Source organism: Exiguobacterium acetylicum DSM 20416, from assembly GCF_000702605.1.
Classification (GTDB): domain Bacteria; phylum Bacillota; class Bacilli; order Exiguobacteriales; family Exiguobacteriaceae; genus Exiguobacterium_A; species Exiguobacterium_A acetylicum.
Genome location: NZ_JNIR01000001.1, coordinates 2241777 through 2256946, shown reverse-complemented (window position 1 = coordinate 2256946; position 15170 = coordinate 2241777). Strand labels below are relative to the sequence as shown.

18 protein-coding genes are annotated in these 15170 nt (G+C 45.9%); 12 read left to right on the top strand and 6 right to left on the bottom strand.

Going from position 1 to position 15170, the window contains the following annotated elements; all coding sequences use genetic code 11:
* Positions 1-8: 8 nt before the first annotated feature.
* A complete protein-coding gene (locus tag P401_RS0111950; RefSeq protein WP_029342649.1) occupies positions 9-2105 on the bottom strand; it encodes a 5'-nucleotidase C-terminal domain-containing protein in 2097 nt (698 codons plus the stop codon).
* A gap of 371 nt (positions 2106-2476) precedes the next feature.
* On the opposite strand from P401_RS0111950, the gene P401_RS19065 reads away from it, so the two are divergent.
* From P401_RS19065 to P401_RS17775, 3 genes are all read left to right on the top strand, one after another.
* A complete protein-coding gene (locus P401_RS19065; protein ID WP_255359374.1) occupies positions 2477-2599 on the top strand; it encodes a hypothetical protein in 123 nt (40 codons plus the stop codon).
* A 376-nt stretch (positions 2600-2975) separates the two neighbouring features.
* Positions 2976-3734, top strand: a complete 759-nt coding sequence (locus P401_RS0111935) for an ABC transporter permease (protein WP_236627116.1) — start codon at positions 2976-2978, stop codon at positions 3732-3734.
* Positions 3735-3749: 15 nt separating this feature from the next.
* Positions 3750-4703: an ABC transporter ATP-binding protein gene (locus P401_RS17775; protein WP_029342647.1), complete on the top strand. Its 954-nt coding sequence runs from the start codon at positions 3750-3752 to the stop codon at positions 4701-4703.
* Between the two features lie 150 nt (positions 4704-4853).
* Here the strand turns inward: P401_RS17775 and P401_RS0111925 are convergent, their stop codons facing one another.
* On the bottom strand, positions 4854-5435 hold the full coding sequence (locus tag P401_RS0111925; protein ID WP_029342646.1) for an LOG family protein: 582 nt from the start codon (positions 5433-5435) through the stop codon (positions 4854-4856).
* 79 nt (positions 5436-5514) lie between these two features.
* On the opposite strand from P401_RS0111925, the gene P401_RS18695 reads away from it, so the two are divergent.
* Both P401_RS18695 and P401_RS0111915 read left to right on the top strand, forming a co-directional pair.
* Positions 5515-5688, top strand: coding sequence for a hypothetical protein (locus tag P401_RS18695; protein WP_169738098.1), 174 nt, complete (start codon positions 5515-5517; stop codon positions 5686-5688).
* A gap of 292 nt (positions 5689-5980) precedes the next feature.
* Positions 5981-6214 carry a hypothetical protein gene (locus P401_RS0111915; protein ID WP_029342645.1) on the top strand — a complete coding sequence of 78 codons (234 nt, stop codon included), beginning with the start codon at positions 5981-5983 and terminating at the stop codon, positions 6212-6214.
* Here the strand turns inward: P401_RS0111915 and P401_RS0111910 are convergent, their stop codons facing one another.
* Positions 6215-7087, bottom strand: a complete 873-nt coding sequence (locus P401_RS0111910) for a helix-turn-helix domain-containing protein (RefSeq protein WP_029342644.1) — start codon at positions 7085-7087, stop codon at positions 6215-6217. It lies immediately after the preceding gene.
* 169 nt (positions 7088-7256) lie between these two features.
* Between P401_RS0111910 and P401_RS18600 the strand changes: the two genes are divergently transcribed.
* From P401_RS18600 to P401_RS0111895, 4 genes are all read left to right on the top strand, one after another.
* Entirely contained in the window at positions 7257-7403 is a 147-nt protein-coding gene (locus tag P401_RS18600) for a hypothetical protein (protein ID WP_160171463.1), read from the top strand.
* Positions 7404-7479: 76 nt separating this feature from the next.
* A complete protein-coding gene (locus tag P401_RS0111905; RefSeq protein WP_029342643.1) occupies positions 7480-8685 on the top strand; it encodes a hypothetical protein in 1206 nt (401 codons plus the stop codon).
* Positions 8678-9415: a class I SAM-dependent methyltransferase gene (locus tag P401_RS0111900; RefSeq protein WP_029342642.1), complete on the top strand. Its 738-nt coding sequence runs from the start codon at positions 8678-8680 to the stop codon at positions 9413-9415. The genes P401_RS0111905 and P401_RS0111900 overlap by 8 nt, the downstream gene beginning before the upstream one ends.
* Before the next feature lie 141 nt (positions 9416-9556).
* Positions 9557-9868, top strand: coding sequence for a hypothetical protein (locus P401_RS0111895; RefSeq protein ID WP_029342641.1), 312 nt, complete (start codon positions 9557-9559; stop codon positions 9866-9868).
* Positions 9869-9905: 37 nt separating this feature from the next.
* Here the strand turns inward: P401_RS0111895 and P401_RS0111890 are convergent, their stop codons facing one another.
* A complete protein-coding gene (locus tag P401_RS0111890) occupies positions 9906-10325 on the bottom strand; it encodes a helix-turn-helix domain-containing protein (RefSeq protein WP_029342640.1) in 420 nt (139 codons plus the stop codon).
* Positions 10326-10531: 206 nt separating this feature from the next.
* Here P401_RS0111890 and P401_RS0111885 point away from each other — a divergent pair, with 206 nt between their 5' ends.
* Positions 10532-11002 (top strand): VanZ family protein, encoded by a 471-nt coding sequence (locus P401_RS0111885; protein ID WP_029342639.1) that lies wholly within the window; start codon positions 10532-10534, stop codon positions 11000-11002.
* Between the two features lie 70 nt (positions 11003-11072).
* A complete protein-coding gene (locus P401_RS0111880; RefSeq protein WP_029342638.1) occupies positions 11073-12068 on the top strand; it encodes an ATP-grasp domain-containing protein in 996 nt (331 codons plus the stop codon).
* Positions 12069-12132: 64 nt separating this feature from the next.
* Here the strand turns inward: P401_RS0111880 and P401_RS0111875 are convergent, their stop codons facing one another.
* Both P401_RS0111875 and P401_RS0111870 read right to left on the bottom strand, forming a co-directional pair.
* Positions 12133-12891 (bottom strand): homing endonuclease associated repeat-containing protein, encoded by a 759-nt coding sequence (locus tag P401_RS0111875; RefSeq protein WP_029342637.1) that lies wholly within the window; start codon positions 12889-12891, stop codon positions 12133-12135.
* A 28-nt stretch (positions 12892-12919) separates the two neighbouring features.
* Positions 12920-14188 (bottom strand): O-antigen ligase family protein, encoded by a 1269-nt coding sequence (locus P401_RS0111870; RefSeq protein ID WP_029342636.1) that lies wholly within the window; start codon positions 14186-14188, stop codon positions 12920-12922.
* Positions 14189-14527: 339 nt separating this feature from the next.
* Between P401_RS0111870 and P401_RS0111865 the strand changes: the two genes are divergently transcribed.
* Positions 14528-15163: a YveK family protein gene (locus P401_RS0111865; protein ID WP_231681773.1), complete on the top strand. Its 636-nt coding sequence runs from the start codon at positions 14528-14530 to the stop codon at positions 15161-15163.
* The last annotated feature ends 7 nt before the right edge of the window (positions 15164-15170 follow it).

The window sequence follows — 15170 nt, the reverse complement described above, 5'->3', positions numbered from 1 at the left end:
TGTTCGTATTAGTTTGGAAGTTTTGATGTATCGACGATGCGACCTTCAATCTTGTAGTCGACTTGACCGAGTGATTTCGTGAAATCACGTAGGTTTTCCCAGTCAGAGAGACCGAGGTCCGTGACGCGACCAGCTTTGTAAGCCGTCTCGAATGGTGTGAGACCATCGCCACCTTTAGCTGTGAAGGCATTCGTTGCGATGACATATGTCTTCGCTGGATCGATGACTTCGAATGTGCCGTTATTGTTCACTTCCATCTTCGTGACGCGTTCACCGGCCGCTTTTGTGCTATCGTATTCGAATTTCATACCAGAGACATGGAGGAAACCACCATTTTCTTTTGGTGCAATCCCGACACTGATTTCAAGAAGGTTTTTGATTTCTTCTCCTGTCATTTTAGCTGTCGCAAGCGTGTTACCGAATGGAAGCGTCGTTAAGACTTCACCGACTGTGAGTGGTCCGGCATCGATAGCAGCACGGATCCCACCACCGTTTTGCATCGCGATGACTGTATCTGTATTGTATTCTTTTGCTTTTTTGAGCATGCCGTCCGTGATCAAGTTTCCGAGAGCTGTTTCGCTGTTACGGACACTGACTTCACCACGTGGGTTTGGAAGAGCATTAACGATATTCGCACCGACTTCTTCGTTTTTCAATTCAGCGATTTGATCTGCATATGGTTTGAGGATTTCAGCTGCACGAACGTCTTCAACTGCTTTTGAAACGTCGATCAGTGATCCGTTGTACTCCGTCAACTTCCCTTTGTAGTCGAACGTCAAATCAAGATTTCCGAGGAAATCACCGTATTGGTATGCTTGAGCGATGATCGTTGGTTCTGTTTTGCCTGGTACGACCGTTTCGTCGACAACGACTGGTTTTTCAAGTTTCGTATGCGAGTGACCACCGACGATGACGTCGATCCCGTCGACGTTACGTGCGAGCAGTTGATCGTTATCGATTGCTTCGTTGTCATCGAATCCGATATGTGTCAAGGCGACGATTTTATTGACGCCACGATCTTCGAGTTTCTTCACGGCCGCTTTCGCACTCGTGATGTAGTTCGCGAACGCCACCGTACCTGGGCTTGCGATATCAGCAGTTTCTTCAGTCGTCAAACCGAAGAAGCCGATTTTTTGTCCTTTGTATTCCTTGATGATCCCTTGATAGATTTTGCCACGCTCTGGTCCGGCTGTGATTGTTTTCTTTTGTAGACCGTTGAAGAGTTCGTTTTTACTGAAATCGACGTTCGCCGTGATGAACGGGAATTTCGCAGCAGTGACGAAGTTCTTCAAAGCGATGTTGTTGTCTGTATCCCCGAGATCGAACTCGTGGTTACCGAATGTCATCATGTCGTACTTCATGTAGTTCATCAGTTCAAGATCAGCTTGACCAAGGAACTTGTTGAAGTAGAGTGATCCGGAGAAGACGTCACCTGCATCTAAAAGAAGCGATGGTTTACCTGCTGCGCGGTAAGCAGAGCGAAGGTCTTTAATGACAGTTGCACGTTTCGGTGCTTTATCGAGGTTCGCATGCGTGTCGTTCGTATGCATCAAACCGATTGAGAAATCATCCGTGTTGACGTCAAGCACCGTGATTTTTGCTTTTAATGTAATCGTCTTACCAAGACGTGTATAACTTGCGACCGCATATTTCACACCCGCTTCGCTCGTATCAACTTTCGACCAGCGGACTGGCTTGTCATAGATGCGACCTGTCGCATAGAGAACAGCTAATGTTTTCGGCAATTCTGGTTTTTGATCGACGTAGATCGTCTGATCCGCAACCTTCTCGACGAACTTCACGGCGTAGTTCTGAATGTAGATCTTGATTTCAATTGGATTCTTTTTCTTACCGTATGTGCCTTTGACCGTTTGATAACGGTTGAACGCATGGCGATCGTAAGATTTCCACGTGATCTTCTCACCTTTATATGTAGCAGGGAGTTTGACCGGAGCACCTTTCGTGAAGACGAGTGACTTGAGTTTGACCGTTTTGACTTTGACATGTGTTGCAGCCGAAACTGTCGTTTGAGCAACTGGCACGATTGCCGATGTCGTCAGGGCGACAGCAACAGCTGCCGCGTAAAGCGGTTTTGATTTGTACATACGTAAAAATCCTCCTTCAAGAGTGGGGTATGAATGCAAGGTCGCGATGCGATCGTTGACCTCTTCTTCTACTATAAAGGGTTCGGAAAGCTTCGTGGGATGAACCTTTTGTAAATAACGTAAATTCTTAGGTCCGACGACAAGACAACCCACGGGAGTCGTTTGCTCGTAAGCTTGAGAATCCGAACGTTCGTCTTCATAAGTAAATGATAACGCTTTCATTATATCTTGTCTTAAATAAAAATGAAACGAAAGAATATTACCAATCGTTAAACATTACCATTAAATGTCGATTTTTTAGTGGTCCTGAATTGCTAAATATTGTATGATTTCAGTATATAGACAGTTCGGATGAAAAGAGGCAACGATAGATGAATGATACGATTCGAGGCGGTGTCCTCGTCGGCATTATTTGTGTGATCACGGTCCTCCTCGTATGGGGGCTCGCATCACCACCGACGACGATTGAGTTTCCACATTTTAATCATGCGTAAGGAAACAAACTAGGAGATGACCGGTGGTGTACCCGCCGGTTTTTGTCGTGCCTGAAAAACTACAGTTTGGTGTCGGTTCGTCCAATACATTGACACGCTTTTTCACGATAGCTAGAATTGATTAAGTGTATATAGGAAGTATTGCTTCTGCCATGCACGAATGAGTGGACAAAGGAGGCGAGTCGGAATCGACCGGGCAAGGACCCGTTCATGCGGAGAGAGCGTTCGTTTGAGCAATCGCGGACGGCATCTGTCTTTTTTTGAGTGGAATCAACGAATATAAAAATAAAATACATGTATCATGAATCGGAAGGAACTTACACTTATGCTGAAAGAAATGAGAAGTATCATCCGGGAACAGGTGGAGAATTTCCCCTTGATTCGCCGGTTGGCGCGATATGAGATCAAATCAGCGCATGCAGAGCAACGCCTTGGCCTTTTATGGGAGCTCCTCAATCCAGGTCTCCAAATCTTTATCTATTGGTTCGTCTTCGGTGTCGGTCTACGCGGAAACAAGAACGTCGACGGAGATATTCCGTTCATCGTCTGGCTTCTTTGCGGGATTGTCGTCTGGTTCTTCATCAATGACGCCTTGCTCCGTGGATCGAACTCGATCAATAGTCGTCTCGCGATGGTAACGAAGATGCGTTTCCCGATGAGTGCGATTCCGTCGTATGTCATCTTATCACGCATGTATCAACATTTTGCGATGCTCTTGATCGTCTTCATCGTCATCATTGCAAATGGCATCCCGATTACATGGAAACTACTTCAGTTGCCGTATTATATGATCGCGACGTACATTTTCGTCTATGCGTTCTCACTTTGTTTTTCAACACTTATCACACTCGTTAAGGACATCCAGCTCTTCTTACAATCGATGATGCGGATGCTCTTCTATATGACACCGATCCTTTGGAACATCGAACGGTTCCCAGATGCTTTACATGGTATCCTCCGTTTGAATCCTGTCTTTTATCTCGTCGAGGGATACCGAGCAAGCTTGCTCGGAGGACATTGGGTCTGGCAAGAGTGGCCGACCGGTCTGTACTTCTGGAGTGTGACGCTCCTCTTGTTCACAGCGGGAACATTCTTGCACATCAAGTTCCGTAAATCATTCACAGAGCTCGTTTAAGGGAAGGAAATCGCCATGTCTATGATTAAACTCGACCATGTCACGAAACGCTTCGACATGGTCACGACTACGAAAGAAAAATTCAAGCTCTTGTTCAAGAATCAAAGCAAGAGCGTTAAAACATTCACTGCACTACGGGATGTCTCGCTCGAAATCGGCTCAGGTGAAGTCGTCGGACTCGTCGGAATCAATGGTTCTGGTAAATCGACGTTATCGAACTTGATTTCAGGTATCATCTATGCAAACGAAGGAGACGTCGCGATTAACGGTGAAGTTGCGATCATCGCCGTCTCACAAGGATTGAAGAACGTCCTGACAGGACGGGAGAACATTCGCTTGAAGTGTCTCATGCTCGGGATGGACGATGCGGAAATCGAACGTCGAATGCCTGGAATCATTGATTTCGCGGATATCGGTGACTTCATCGATCAGCCGATCAAGAAGTACTCAAGTGGGATGAAGTCGCGTCTTGGCTTCGCAATCGCCGTCAACGTTGACGCCGACATCCTGATCGTCGATGAAGCGTTATCGGTCGGGGACCAAACCTTCTATAACCGCTGTATCGATAAGATGAACGAATTCAAGGAAGAAGGCAAGACCATCATCTTCGTCAGTCACTCGCTCTCACAAATCAAGAGCTTCTGTGAGCGAGTCGTTTGGCTCGAGTACGGTCAAGTCCGCCTCGACGGAACGACGAAGGATGTCTTGCCGGAGTATAAGAAGTTCCTCGCGGAATATAAGAAGTGGTCGAAAGAGGAACAGCATCAATACCGTCGTGATCGCTTGAAGGAACAAGCGGCAAATGCGCGAACGGGTAAAGAAAACACGGACTCAGAGGATACAGTCAAACATCCAGGGTGGATTTTATCAGGTCTTGGGTTACTCGTCCTTGCAGCCGGGAGTTTGATGGTCATTGATGAGACGCCGTCTTTGACGAATCTCAGTGATGCGATCTTGAAGTTCTTTTAATGTTAAGCCAGGTGCATGCGCATCTGGTTTTTTTTGTGCGGTAAAGTAGGATTCTTACGTCAGTGTAGAGAAAATGAGTAACGAGAGAGAAGTAGAATCGGAAGAGCTGGGAATCCATACAAAAAAACGGAGTCAAAGACTCCGTTTGCATCAGGTTTGTGAGCGATCCATATAGGTTTTGACGTGTGGAGCTTCATACGTCGCGAAGCGTTCAAGGAGACGATCAGGGTCTGACTCGACGATCAGCATCGCACGGTGTTCTGGAATCAGGAATCCTTGACGTTCCATCGTGTCAAATAGGGCGATTAAGGAATCATAGTATCCGTCGATATTGAGTACACCACACGGTTTTTCGTGTAGACCGAGTTGCGCCCACGTAAAGACTTCAAAGAATTCCTCCATCGTACCGGGACCACCGGGAAGAATGATGAAGCCGTCAGCGAGTTCTGACATCTTCGCTTTCCGCTCGTGCATCGAGTGAACGAGATGTAATTCAGTCAGTCCGGGGTGGGCAAGTTCTTTTTCTTGTAGAAAATGAGGCAAGACACCGATTGCCTGACCTTGAGCAGCAAGCGTAGCGTCCGCGACAGCCCCCATCGTTCCAACACGGGAACCACCGTATACGAGTCCGATGCCGTGCGTAGCGAGCGCTTGACCAAGCGTACCCGCTTCCTCGCGAAAGATTGGGCTAGCACCATCTTTGGAACCACAAAATACAGCAAGTCTATTCATGAAACAGAACCTCCTTCGTTATCTTCACCATAGCATATTCGGTGATCGGACGGCAGAGTAGATCAGAAAGGAGATCGATATGCGACCACGTACGATTGTTTGGCTCGTCCTAATTATCGCAGCAATCAATTTAGGACTTGGGATATGGATGCCGGATACGTCGACGCGAACAACGATTAGTTCGATACTACTAGGCGTGATTGTAGTACTCGGTATCTTTTACGTCATTGTGTTACGACAATCTTCAAAATAAAGAGAGCTCATTCGACTCGTAGGAGTTGAATGAGCTTTCTTTTTGTCTGTTATGGAATTTCATCATGATGGAATATTCAAAAAAATCTATTTTCATACACAAGTTCGACATATTGATGGATGATTTGTAAGAAAAACACAGGAATAAGGACATATGACCTGCGTCAATAGTCATATAAAATGAAAATAATGTGTAAAATACCATAATTATTCGTATTCGAATATTCAGAGGGGGTCTAAGGTTATATGATGTTGTTACGAAGCCATACGAAAAATAATAGGAGGTAATTTAAATGAACTTGAAAAACAAAGTTGCTTTAGGATTAGGAGCACTCCTGTTGAGTATGGGAGTTGCAAATTGGAATCAAAATGATCAATCTAAACAAATAGCTAAGACAGAACTACCTTATGAATATGTTATGAAGCAAGTAGCTAAAACAGAATTACCTTATGAGTACGCAGTAAAGAAAGTGGCCAAAACAGAATTACCTTACGAGTACGTTGTAATAAACAAAACACAGGTGTAATTAAATAATATATTTTGATTTGTAAGTTATTATAATTTGTTGATATTCTTTCATCTTTAGTAATTCAAAAAATAAATAGGCTCGTTCATAAGACTTTTTGATTAAGCCGAAATCTTCATTTAAATTTTCAAGACAAGAACCTTTTTGATAATACAATTGCCCAAGCATAGACATATCTTTGTATTTTAAACTTTGCTCGATTGCTTCATTAGTTACGTTGAGCGCATACTGCATGTCTTTCAACTGAAAAAGAGTTTTTGAGAAATTATATAGAATACGAATACGATCCAATACAAGTTCTTCGCTCTCAAAGTCTAGATTAATAATTTCTTCGTAAACTTTTCTACTATGTGAATAATTCTTATGTTCAGAGTACAGATTTGCAATCGCTGACTTTATTCGAATGATCATACTAGGAGAATAAAAGGTTGAGGAATACTTCTCAGATAGTTGGCGTAATACTACGATACAAGTTCTATAATCAATCTTGTTTAGTTTGTGAGCAGCAATATTATTGTAGTAATGAAGCAATAAAGTAACTTCTTCATCCACATTGGGTTGTTCTAGTTTTGATTTCGTTTCATAGTAAACTTCATCAAATTCTTTATTTCGGAATTTTTTTAACAGCTCTTCATCTAGGTGATAAAAGGCTTCACGATAATTGGCATGATCAAAGAATGAAGAAAAAGGAACTTGTAGTTTTTTAGACAGAGCGAAGAGAAGCTCGACCGTCGGCGAATGCGTGCCACTCTCGATCTTACTGATCTCTGCTTGACTGCAAATTCCGTTTGCTAAATCTTTTTGAGTCAGATTGTGTTTCTTCCGCAATCGGCGTAATGCTAAGCCGATTTGCGGTGACATGAATTGATCCATCGGCTCCTCGTCCTTTCGTGGAGATTGAATTGGTATAGGGTATCAACTTCTATTATAGAAGCGAATAAGACGAGATACTACTGATTTACTTGATTTCGTATCAATGTTTCAACGACCATCACACTTGGTTTCAACGACCATCACACTTGATTCAGAAAGGGGTACATCCATGACACTCATATTAAAAGAAACGCGACGTAACATGACTTCTTGCGCTTGGTGTCTCAATCCTGCTACCGTCGCCGTCGCCCCCCTCGCTCATCGAGAAATGGACCGGACTGCTAAGAAACCTAAGGCAAACGTCAAATCGGCTTAATCCACAAAAAAGGACTTCATTCGGCTATTAGAATGAAGCCCTTTTTTCAATCATTTGATGAGAAAGGAGAGAGGACATGATCGGATTATCGCTTTTATCGGAACAAGACGGCTGGCTGCAACGTTCTCTACCATCGATTGATCTGCAGACGTTTTGTGAGACGCACCGTATTTCGCTCGACGCGTTTGATTACGACACACATACGTTCCATGATTTACTCGATTATATGGATTTTCAAGAGTATGAGCACTACGTCTTCGTCCTCCAAGGGGAAGGGGAACGAACGTTACGACTCGTCGCGTATTTGCAACACGAGATGTTGCACGTCCAGTTCCACTTGATTCGCCCGAATGGAGAAGTCCTGTTCGGGCAACCTGATTTCCTGAATGGTCTCTTCTTACCAGAAGAAGCCATGCCTGCTTCTGCATCCTTTCCAGCTGTCCATCATGCTCTCCTCTCATTGATGACGGGTGTGTACCCAGCGTCCGTGCCACATCATCCGCAACCGTTACGTCATGTCTACATCGAAGACAGCTCATTACTGGAGAAGATTCCGGCAAGCAATTTTCATGCGATGACGATCAATAGTGTCATCTATTTTGATCATCCGATGCGCCACGATCTACCGATCATCGAACTGATGAGCCGGACACCGATTCTGTTGACGTTTTCCGACCGTCTCTCTCCCGCGCTTGATTCGCAACTAACGGTCTTATCGCGTGACGCGCTAGCAGAGCGATTAGTGGATTGGCAACAAACGGGACGGATTCAAAATGATCAATCGATGGGGATCCTCGATTATGCGACGTTAAGTGGATTACGCGTCTCGCATCGACTCTTCTTCTTTGCTGATGGAATTTACGCCAATCGACAGAAGACGATTCAGTTGAGTGCAGACCTATCTGTTGATATCGAGTCATTCCGAGAACAGCAACCTCAGCCTGACGCGCTTGCGTCACAAACTGAACTGGAGCTATATCCTCTCCTGTATCAACTTGCCGGAACGTTTCAGGGAACGAGCCGTTTCATCACACCGTACTCTGATCTCGAATTACCTCGGACATCGGGGCGGATCGGACCGTTGACGTTAATCGGCATTCAAAACGAGGAAGGTTGTTTTGCGTTCGACCGGACGACGTTGCGCCTATTTGAGACGAACGAAGCTTTCCTCTGGATTCTCGAAGCGGATCAAAAGGAGCAGTTCGACATATTACCGGAGCGACTCGGCGCAGATTATGCAGAAGCGATTCAGCACTACAAGGAGTTGATGTATCATGGGTGATGTCTTATTTGGTCCATTCTTGCGTAAAGGGAGTTACTCGCGCGTCCAAGTGCTAGATCATGTTCAGGCGGATGAACGATTCGGTCAACTGTATCAAGAGGCGCAACAGTTAAATGAGGTCGATGAGCTGATGCTCTATCGGCGTTATTTACGAAAAGGGGAGCGGATCCTGTTTCATGGAACGTTTGATCCATCGCTCTTCAATCTCTTGTCGGATGAAGGGTATGATCTTTATCTGATCGAACCGGAAGCTGCACGGACGAAACAGATTGCGGAGAAGTATCAGCATAAGATTTACGGCTGGAGTCATGACGTAACGGACGTCGTCGGACCTGAGTACTTTGACCGGATCATCTTACCGGGAACGACGATTTTACGTTATACGCGTGGGGAGCTGTTATTGTTCTTCCGAAACATCCGTCAATTGCTACGACCGAGTGGACGACTGCTCGTGTCCTTGTATCGTATCGATCATCTAAAATCGATGGCCCATCCGATCGCGACACGACGTTTTCAAAAGACATTACTGTTCTATGGCTACCACATCGATGGCGAACGTTTATTATTTAACGCCTACCTTAAATCGGGGCAAGAGGAAAAGATCAGCTATGCAATAGAATATTTGTACGAACCGAAGACGCTGTTTGAATTTGCGACGTTATCGCGCTATCAGGGACAATTTCTGTATGAAGGAAACACGATGCTGGTGTTGGAGTTCGAGAAACAGTAGTCCAACAATATAATATAACGATACAATTAAAAATATATGTAATATACTGGTTTGAATAGGTCTAAAGGCTGGGTAATGTGATACAGTAGTTTCCTTTTCACGATTCGAAGTACATCATGAGAAAGAGGAGCCGGACACATCATGGAAAATCAGAGCGGAAGTACCTTTCAGCAAAGCTGTTTATCGTTCATTGAGACCTTGTTTCCAGATGAATCTTTTCACTTCTTAGAAGAATCGAAAGCAACGGACGCCTTTGGTCATCCCGGTCGACAATTGTTCTTCTCTTCATCTGCCCGTACTCTGAAATTCAGTGTACTCGAGCAGGCGCACCAGCGCTACACACGTGTATTCGTATCCGAGAAAACAAGTGAAAATGCGTTTTTTCGTCAACTATTAGAAGCGACATATGAAGACGGACAATTGTACATCGACCATATTGTCCAAACAGAATAAGAAAAAGGGATCATAATTAGCTGATTTTGATCCCTTTTTACGCCTCGATGGAGGAAAGCCCTCGTTTTAATGCCTGATCAATGGACGTTGCCATCTCATCTCGGACGTTCGCTGAGACGAGGCGACCATCAAAATAGATTTCCTTTGACAGACTGAGGTGAACGAGTAAGTCTTCGAGAATGAGTTTCAGATCAAGCGGTTGTGATGGTTCAAGCGCTTGTTGCATGAATTCATTCAACGAAGGATGCTGTACATACTTCGGATCGATAAGATCAATGACCGTCGTGTCTAAAGCAAGAGCCAATCGTTCTAGGACTTGAGGAGAGGGCATGCGCTGACCACGTTCGTAAGCGGAGATGTCCGTTGCTGTTTCCCCACACCGTTCAGCTAAAAACTTTTGAGTATACTTGTGTTGTTTGCGCAATTGCATGATTTTTTTACCTAGTGCACGATTCATGGCACTCCACTCCTATTCTGCAGGTCATCGTGTATAGTACTAATTAACCACTTTCATTATAAAAGAAACCTTTTAAATGTAAAATATCGTTTTTCAAGGAAACTAAAAATATGAAATGGGTTAAAATAGAAATTGAATTTCAGGAGAAATCGCCTATTGTTTCCACCCATGTTATTCTAAAGTGATCTAAAAAAAGGAGTGTGTTCATGAAAAAAATCACGTGGTCCGGCTACGTCGTCCTGACCGTTCTATTGATCCTTTTTATCTCGAGTTCGATGCCATATCAGGCACAATCCATCAAGCCGGGGTTATCTCGATACATCCCGTTAGGATTCGTCGATCATCTGCGATTCATCTCCTTCTCCTATCATGGAGAAGTCAGTGTTGCAGCACTCGGACGAAGTGGCTTCATTGAATTTTTCATCCGAAAAGCAGCCCACGTCTCGACGTTTCTCGTATTAGGCATCGGATTGATCGATTTAACACGCCGTCGCCTGACACCAGGACTTGCGGTCCTGTTCGCCTATTCGTTAGCAATCATGGTCGCTGTCTTTGATGAGTTCCATCAAATCTTGACAGGGGGCCGGACGGGACTCATCCAAGATGTTTTACTCGATGGAGCTGGTGCTTTGATTGGAATCGGATGTTATGTACTCATCTATAGGAAAAAAGTATGACGTTAAGCAGGAAGTGTCTCCTTCCAGCACGAAAAGAACAGGCATCATTTTCAACGAAGGAGACTGCCCTATGAAGACTTCCCATTTGTTGATGACGAGCGTCGGTCGACGGACGAAGCTGGTCGAGTATTTCGTCCGTGAGATGCCGGACGGTCACGTCAGTACTGCGGATTGTAGTTCACTCGCACCGGGTCTTTATATGACAGAACGCCATCATCTCGTTCCCTGCATCGATGCACCGGATTATATCGATCATTTGCTGGAGTTGTGTCAGCGCGAACAGGTGACGGCGCTATTGTCATTGATTGATCCTGAACTGGAATTGCTCGCAGCGGCGACGGAACGGTTTGAAGCCATCGGTGTCACAGTCCTCGTCTCACCGATGGATGCCTGTCGTCTCTGTTTCGACAAGTACGCGATGTATACGTATTGTGTCGCGGAAGGGATTGCGTATGCGCGGACATACGTGACGCTCGAAGCATTCCGGAGCGCACTTGCGCAAGGGGAGGTACAGTTCCCGGTCTTCGTCAAACCACGCAATGGGAGTGCCAGTCTCCATGTCCAGGCGGTCTCCTCCCTCGAAGTCGTTGAAGGACTGTTTGCCGTCCATCCGGATTTATTGATTCAAGAATACTTAAGAGGACAAGAACTCGGTGTCGATGTCTATGTCGACTGGTTGACGCATGAAGTGACCGATATCTTCATCAAGGAGAAACTCGTCATGCGTGCAGGGGAAACGGATAAGAGTCGCTCCGTTAAACGCGACGATGTCTTTGAACTGGTCGAGCAGGTCTTACGTGGAACCGGTCTCGTCGGACCGCTTGATTTCGATCTGTTCGATGTGGACGGAACGCTCTATCTATCGGAAATCAATCCGCGATTCGGTGGGGGATATCCACATGCGTATGAATGCGGCGTTAATTTTCCGAAAGCGATCCGAAACAATCTGCAGGGAAGACGTAATCCCCGACGCATCGGGGCATATGCGGAAGACATCTATCTATTGAAGCACGACACGGTGACGCTGTTGCCTGCAGCTTTGCTTGAGCAAATCAAAAAACCATAAGCGCACGAAAAAGGAGTGACTCGGTAGTGATACCGGGTCACTCCTTTTAGGTAGAAGAGCAGAATCAAGAAAGAGAGACGCGTGCACGCTTGAGGCATTGCACGGCGGAGGTCCAGCTACCGAAGAGAGCGTTGATCGTCGAGGTACTCGGAACCGAGCGACCTTCTGCCCATTTCCGGTAATGAATGATACTGAGGGAAGGTAATTCTTCTTGTGCCTGCCGCAGTGCTTCAAGGACATCTTCTTCGACCCATTTCCGGCGAGGCGGTGCGATGTCGAGGCAAGCGAGGGCATCTGCCCATGAACCGTATTTACGGGCAATCGTCGCGACTGTCGGATGACCATTTTCCTGTGCCCAAATCGCATACGTCTGTGTCGTCAGACGGGGAAGGACATCAGAAGCTTCGAGTAAGGCGGTGATGATCCGTTCTTCCGTCATCGAGATGGAGCGTGTCATCTCGATTTGTGCTTCTTCGAGTGCACGTGACCAAGAACCGAAACGTAAGTTGATCAATGTCAAGGAGGGTCCATGTTTCGCCTTTGCCCATTCTCGGTAGCTGTTGCTATGGAAAGGGTGTAAGCGTGTCGATGCTTCCTTGATGAAAGCAAGGATCTCTTCATCTGAAAAGTACGGACGAATCGATGAGAGACCGGCCGCTTGGAGTGCTTCACGCCAAGAGCCGAATACATTGATGATCGTCGTGATCGACGGAATATCTTTTCCAATCGACCAACGTGCATACGTCTTTGCGTCGAGAGCGGGATATTCGATACTAGCTTCGATTAGGCTATCGATGACTTGTTGTTCTGTCCATTTCTTCATGATGTCATACCCCTTTCGTGTAGGTGCTCTAGGTGTGGGTACTGTCGTGAGGTGGAAGTCGACGAAGCGACGTATAAGCGAGAAGGCTGAGCCAAATGAAATAAAATCCACTCGGTCTGACGAGAATACTTTCCGTAAATTGGAGCAATCCGAGCCAGCTAGCAAGCAACAGGGCGAGAAACGCGAAATCCGTCGTCTGAATCCGAAACAGTCGATAGAACAGATATAGAAAGACTGCACCGTACAGCAAACAACCGATGAGTCCGAATTCATAAAGATGGGTGATCGGTGTGCTGTGGAACGTATAGAGAACTTGTTCGTTTAGTTGTTCCTGCAGACCGCGTGGGGCACTTCCAATCCCGTGTCCGAACCAAAGCGAATCAGTGGAAGCGCGCCATCCTGCTTGCCAAAGCGTAAATCGTCCGTTGAGACTGAGCAAACGGGGAAGCAGTCCTTGAAACGCAAAGACAGCTAGGAGAATCAAGCTTCCCGTTACGTAACATGCTGTCACCTGCAACCGCCGTTTCATTCCCGGAACCATTCGAATACTTGTCAGCAGAGCAAGAAGGAGAAAAGAATAGATTCCTGTCTGCGAACCGCTTCTGAGTAACGCGATGATGATGAGCAAGAGAAGGACCGCGTGCAGAAAGCTTTGCCGACGCGGGAATTGTCTGAGCAGGTAGAACCAAGCAAACAGTCCTCCTGGAACAAGCCACGCTGCAAACGTATTCGGATTGTTCATCAGACCAGCGAGGCGAAGGAACGAGCCTTGTTCCCCGACGTACAGTTGAGGAAACGACAAAGGACCGATTCGAAGCCATTGCAGGTTTTCGACCGGAACATACTCTGAACCAAATGAGACGATGAGGGCGTAGGAAGCGAGAAAGACGGCTTGTCCATAAAGAAAGTGACACAACAGTCGTTGCCATTGTTCGATCAATGTACGCGAGAGCGAAGAGACGATGCCAACGAATAGCCAAGTCGAAATGAGGTAAAGCGAAGCAAGAATACGATCCGTATTCGCGTTAAAAAAGAAAAAAACGATATGAAATGTCAGATAAATCAGAAAAATAAGTGCAATTTGATGTCCAGTCGCTCGGTTGGCGCGATAGAACGGTCGTAAGATGAGCCAACAGACGCTGAACAGAACGATGTAGACCGGAAGCAACCAAAGGGACCACTGTTTCGGCAACACTTCGTCCGTGAAGGATAAGGGACGAATCCAAGCATCGAGCATGATCCAAACGACTAGGATGGATAAGGCAAAAGATGTGGGTATATTGGCTGATTTTAACATGATTTCTAAAGACTATCCACCCTTCATATAGGACTTATTACCGATTTGAGCACTTTTTAATCATCAAATTGGTATTTACCCTTATCTTTCAAAACATCATGCAGATAAATGAAAAAAGATTAAGGGAAACGTGATCATTTTTTCGTGAATCGCGTTTTTTTTCGTGATATGAATTCATGCTGTGAACTAGTGTCACGCAAGCGAGATAGCTACCGAAAAAAATATAATCATTTCCATCAAGCTCTAATTGTTTTGGGAGTCGATTGGAAATAAGGTGTAGACATAACCAATGTCCATCCATTCGGTCAAGCCAGAAAGAGGTGAACAACAGTGAGCTCGATGCATCAAAGAAAAACCTTCGGAGATCATCTAACGACACTCCGACGCGGCTGGTGGCTACTCGCACTCTTCATGATTCTCTTCGCGGGAGCCGGATATGCGCTTAGCACGTATGTCATCCCGAAGACATACGAGGCGACGGCCTACATTCTTGTCGTTCCTCAAGCGAACGCAGAGGCGACATCGACGCCGACACTCGTCAGTACCTATCAAGATATCCTACGAAGCCCAGAGGTCGTCGATCAGGTCGCCCAAAAGATGAACGTCACCGACAAGCGGTTATTCGATTTGACGGATCGTCTGACAGTCTCGAGCAATCTCGATTCGCAAGTCATCGCCTTATCCGTCACGGATCGTTCGGCGGAGCAGGCAGCCATCCAGGCGAATACGATGACGGAAGTCTTCCAGGATTATCTCCCACAACTGATCAACACGAGTAAGACGGAAGTGTTCTCAAGCGCACGGATTCCAACGAAACCCGTGTCACCGAACATCCTAATGAATACAGGCATCGGTGGCGTTCTTGGTCTGATGCTCGGACTCCTGATCGTCTATTCTCGCTCGTTAAGCAAAAAGGAAGCGACACGCGAATCCACTGATAGTTATCCGAAAGCGATTCCCCGCAGTCATTCATGAGAGAGGA